Genomic DNA, 4,620 nt, shown 5'->3' on the forward strand with positions numbered 1-4,620 from the left:
ATCGACGCGACCCGCAACCGGACCCCCTTCCCCCGGAACCACCGCGCGACGCCGCACGTCACTCCCCCCGACGAACGTCCGCGCAGGTCGCGGGCGGGATGAGGACCGGAAGGGACGGGCGGGACACGTGGCGCACGTGGGTGGGGCCGAGGCGGCCGAGGATCGGTCGGGGCCGGCGGCGGGGCGGGACGAGCGGACCCGGCGCGGGTTCGCGGTGGCCGGGTTCGCCCCGGCGCAGGACGGGAGGGCGCGGGAGCGCGGCAAGGAGTTGCGGGCAACGTTGCCCCGGGAGCGGCACGCGGAGTTCGCGCCCGCGCCCGACCGGCCGACCGCCGTGTCCGCGCTGGAGACCTCCAACACGGGCCGAATAGCCCGGCTGGTACCGATCCGGGTCGGCCGGATGGCCGCGAGCCCGTTCGCGTTCCTGCGCGGGTCGGCCGGGCTGATGGCCGCCGACCTCGCGGGCACCCCGGTGACCGGGGTCGGCGCGCAGCTGTGCGGGGACGCGCACGCCGCCAACTTCGGTCTGTACGGCGACGCCCGCGGCCAGATCGTGCTGGACATCAACGACTTCGACGAGACCGTCCCCGGCCCCTGGGAGTGGGACCTCAAGCGGCTGGCCGCCAGCCTGGTGCTGGCCGCCCGCGAGGCCGGGGCGAGCGAGAGCACCGCGCGCGAGGCCGCCCAGCACGCGGCCGGCTCCTACCGCCGGACGGTGCGCACGCTCGCCAAACTCCCCGGGCTGGACGCCTGGAACGCCATCGCGGACGAGCAGCTGGTCTCCTTCGCCGAGGCGCACGACCTCGCCGAGGTGCTGCGCAAGGTCGGCGCGAAGGCGCTCGGCAACACCAGCGCGCGGTTCGCCGCCCGCAGCACCGCCCGTACCGCGGACGGCGGTTGGCGCTTCACGGCCGCTCCCCCGGTGCTCACCGAGGTGACCGACGCGACCGCCCGCGCCGTCGCGCACGCGCTCGGCCCGTACGTCGAGACGGTGCCGGCCGAGGTGCGCACCCTGCTGTCCCGCTACCGGGTGCAGGACGTGGCGTTCCGGGTGGTGGGCACCGGCAGCGTGGGCACCCGCTCGTACGTGGTGCTGCTCACCGACCACCGGGACCAGCCGCTGGTGCTGCAGGTGAAGGAGGCGCGTCCCTCCGCGCTTTTGCCGTACCTGCCGGCCGGGCCGCGGTCCGTGCCGGACGGGCACGAGGGCCGCCGGGTGGTGCTCGGGCAGAAGCACATGCAGGTGGTGAGCGACACCCTGCTGGGCTGGACCACGGTCGACGGACTCCCCTACCAGGTGCGGCAGTTCCGCAACCGCAAGGGCAGCGTCGACCCGGCCGCCCTGCGGCCGTCCCAGCTGGACGACTACGCCCGGATCACCGGCGCCCTGCTGGCCCGGGCGCACTCCCACACCGCCGACCCGGGCCTGCTGGCCGGGTACTGCGGCAAGGGCGAGACGCTGGACGAGGCGGTCGCCGCCTTCGCGGTCGCCTACGCGGACCGCACCGAGGCCGACCACGCCGACCTGCTGACGGCGGTGCGCAACGGGCGGCTGCCCGTCGAGCACGGCGTCTGACCCGCCCGGCCGCGGCCTCGCGGCTCACCGGGCCGGCGGCTCACCGGGCCGGCGGCTCAGCGGGCCAGGAACGGCGCCACCGCGGCGACGAACTCGGCGGGCCGGGCACCGTGCACCAGGTGCCCGGCCTCGACGGTGACCAGGCGGCAGTCCGGGATCAGCCGGGCGAGTTCGGCGATCCGCTCCTGCGGGATGTGGCTGGCCGGGCCGCCGGCCACCGCCAGGGTGCGGGCCGTGATCCTCGCCAGCCCCGCCCGCCAGGCCGGGTCGGGGTCGTCGAGCTGGGCCCTGACGGCCCGGACCATCGCCCAGTCGAAGTGCACGTCCGGGTCCGGATCCTCGGGCAGCCCGCTCGCCGGGCGCGGGTACAGCGCGGGGATGTCCTCCAGGACCAGCCGGTCGATCCGCTCCGGCGCGGCCTGGGCGAGCAGGTAGGCGACGGCGCCGCCCATCGAGTGGCCGACCAGGTCGACGCGGGCGAGTCCGAGGGCGTCGAGGAAGGCCAGCACGTCGTCCCGCATCGCCTCCAGCGAGTAGGCGGCGGTGCGGGAGCTGCCGCCGTGGCCGCGCAGGTCGAGCGCGTACACGTGGTGGCCGGGGGCGAGCCCGGGCAGGACGGGTGCCCAGTCGGCGGCGCGTTCGCCGAGGGCGTGCAGCAGGACGAGGGGAGGGCCGCCGGGGCGTCCGCTCTCCCGGTAGGCGAGCGTCACCCCGGGCAGGTCCACGGTCCGGTTCCGTACGGCGTCGGTCATGCCCGCCACGGTACGCACGGACCACCGGCTAGCGGACCGGCGTTCGCCCTCGGCGGATCGCGACCCGCTCGCCCTCGCGCTGCTCGCGGGCCGCGGCGCGGCCGGCGAGCACCGAGGCGAGGACGGCGAGTCCGGCCACCGCGGCGCACACCGTGCTCGCCGTCAGGAAGGCCGAGCGGTGCCCGCCGCCGCCGGCGGTCTCCCGCAGGTAGACGCCGGACAGGGCCGAGATCGCGACGGCCGCCGCGATCCGCTGCGCCATCTGCAGGATCGCCCCGCTCACCCCGGCCGCCTCGGCGGGCGCGTGGCGCAGCACGAACGCCTGGTTGGTGGAGCCCATCAGTCCGACCGCGGCGCCGCCGAGCAGTTGCAGCAGCGCCAGCAGCCAGGGCAGGACGGCGGCGGGCGCCCAGTGCGCGAGCAGCCCGCTGAGCAGCATGGCGAGCGCCGAGCCGACCATCCCGGCGGTGACGGTGCGCCGGCCGTAGCGCTGGACGACCCGCCAGGCGAGCGCGGAGGCCGTGCCCATGGCCACGGCGGAGGGCAGCGCGACCAGCGCGGCGCCCATCGGGGACAGGCCGAGGCCGTCCTGCAGGAACATGGTCAGGACCAGCGAGGCCGCGAGCGAGGAGCCGAACTGGGCCATCGCGGTGGCCGTCCCGAGCGCGTACGGCGCGGAGCGGGTGAGGGCCGGGTGGATCAGCGGCCGGCCGCCGGCCCGGGCGTAGCGGCGCTGCCACCAGGCGAGCGCGCCGAGCAGCAGCAGGGCGGTGGCCGCGAAGGCGAGCCAGCCGGTCCAGCCGGGCGGCCGGACGAAGGGCAGCATCAGGGCGAGGGTGAGCGCCCCGACCAGCAGCAGGCCGAGGAGGTCGAGGTTGGCGTCGCGCGCGCTGGGGCGGGGCTTCGGCAGGTGGCGGGCCGCCAGGGCGACGGTGGCCAGGCCGAAGGGGACGTTGAGCAGGAAGGTCAGCCGCCAGCCGTTCTCGGGGCCGGCCAGGGCCAGCACGGCGCCGCCGATCGGCGGGCCGAGCGCGAAGGCGAGGCCGCCGGTGACGGCGTACATGCCGAGGGCGCGGGCCCGCAGCTGGCCGTCGAAGACGTCCTGGAGGGTGCCGATCATCTGGGAGTTGACCAGGCCGGCGCCCGCGCCCTGGAGCAGCCGGGCGGCGATCAGCACCCCGGGCTCGGTGGCGGTCGCGGAGACCAGGCTGACCAGGGTGAACAGGGCGAGGCCGGTGACGAAGAACCACTTGCGGCCCTTGACGTCGCCCAGCCGCCCGCCGGGGATCAGCGCGAGGCCGAAGGCCAGCGAGTAGCCGGCGACGATCCACTGGAGGTCGGCGGGCCCGGCGTGCAGGGTCTCGCGCAGGGCGGGGATGGAGGTGTTGAGGACGGACTGGTCGAGCAGCGTGGTGAAGCCGCCCGCGACGCAGACCAGCAGGATCCGGCGCCCGGCGGCGTCGAAGCGCTCCTTGGGCTTTCCGGATCCTCCGGGCTTCCTGCCGTCCTCGGCCTCCCCGCTGTCCTCGGGCTTCCCGGGCTCCCCGGCTATCGGGTCGGCGGCGGCGCTCACGGCTCGACCACCACCAGCGCGTATCGGGCCTCGCCCGGGCCGAGGCTGCGGAAGCGGCTGGTGACGCCGACGTGGCGCAGGCAGTCGCCGGGGCCGAGCGGCTGCGGCTCGCCGTCCACGGTCAGCTCCAGGTTCCCCTCGAACAGCCACAGGTGGTGCTCCCGGCCTGGCGTACAGGCGCGGTCGTAGGCGATGTCCGCGCCGGCCGGCAGCCGGCCCTCGATGATCTCCGCCCGCAGCGAGCCGTGCGGCGGCGAGACCGACCGGCGGACGAACCCGGTCGTCCCGTCCCGCCAGACCTGCTGCTCCCCGGCCCGCACCAGCCGGGCCGGGCCGGACTCCACCTCGGCGAGCAGCCGCGACATGGTCCGCCCGTACACGGCGCACAGCCGACCGAGCAGCGCGGCCGTCGGACTGACCTCCGCCCGTTCCACCCGGGACAGCGTCGAGCGGCTGACGTCCGCCAGCCGCGCCAACTCCTCCAGGGTCCATCCGCGTTCCAGCCTCAGCTCGGCGAGCCGTTGCGCCAGCCGCTCGTCGGCGGCCGTGTCGATTCCCATATTCGCGATGCTATCCCGGATCTGAGATCATCTCACCGGCTCCCGGCTCCCGGCTCCCGGCTCCCGGCTCACGGTTCACGACTCCGGCCGGCCAGCGCAGCCGGGACGGCGGCCAGGGGGCGGGGCGGGCGGCGAGTGGCGGGTGGCGCACCCCTGGGG

General features: G+C 76.5%; 4 protein-coding genes. 1 reads left to right on the plus strand and 3 read right to left on the minus strand.

The genetic code is table 11. The features are described from left to right. The first annotated feature begins 127 nt into the window (after positions 1-127). A complete protein-coding gene (locus tag ACIQOV_RS28530; protein ID WP_401053327.1) occupies positions 128-1,576 on the plus strand; it encodes a DUF2252 domain-containing protein in 1,449 nt (482 codons plus the stop codon). Positions 1,577-1,632: 56 nt separating this feature from the next. On the opposite strand, the gene ACIQOV_RS28535 is transcribed toward ACIQOV_RS28530, so the two are convergent. Genes ACIQOV_RS28535 through ACIQOV_RS28545 form a run of 3 tightly spaced genes read right to left on the minus strand, consistent with a single transcriptional unit; the run spans position 1,633 to position 4,461 of the window. After that, complete coding sequence (locus ACIQOV_RS28535) at positions 1,633-2,328, minus strand: alpha/beta fold hydrolase (protein ID WP_401053329.1); 696 nt, start codon at positions 2,326-2,328, stop codon at positions 1,633-1,635. A 28-nt stretch (positions 2,329-2,356) separates the two neighbouring features. Next, positions 2,357-3,901, minus strand: a complete 1,545-nt coding sequence (locus tag ACIQOV_RS28540; RefSeq protein WP_401053331.1) for an MFS transporter — start codon at positions 3,899-3,901, stop codon at positions 2,357-2,359. Continuing rightward, a complete protein-coding gene (locus tag ACIQOV_RS28545; protein ID WP_401053333.1) occupies positions 3,898-4,461 on the minus strand; it encodes a helix-turn-helix domain-containing protein in 564 nt (187 codons plus the stop codon). Before ACIQOV_RS28545 ends, ACIQOV_RS28540 begins: the two co-directional genes overlap by 4 nt. Positions 4,462-4,620 lie beyond the last annotated feature (159 nt).

The organism is Kitasatospora sp. NPDC091257 (assembly GCF_044757675.1).
Lineage (GTDB): Bacteria > Actinomycetota > Actinomycetes > Streptomycetales > Streptomycetaceae > Kitasatospora > Kitasatospora lactacystinica.

Coding starts and splice junctions, on each gene's coding strand:
- ACIQOV_RS28545 (WP_401053333.1), bottom strand. CDS start 4,461: ATGGGAATCGACACGGCCGCCGACGAGCGGCTGGCGCAACGGCTCGCC.
- ACIQOV_RS28535 (WP_401053329.1), bottom strand. CDS start 2,328: ATGACCGACGCCGTACGGAACCGGACCGTGGACCTGCCCGGGGTGACG.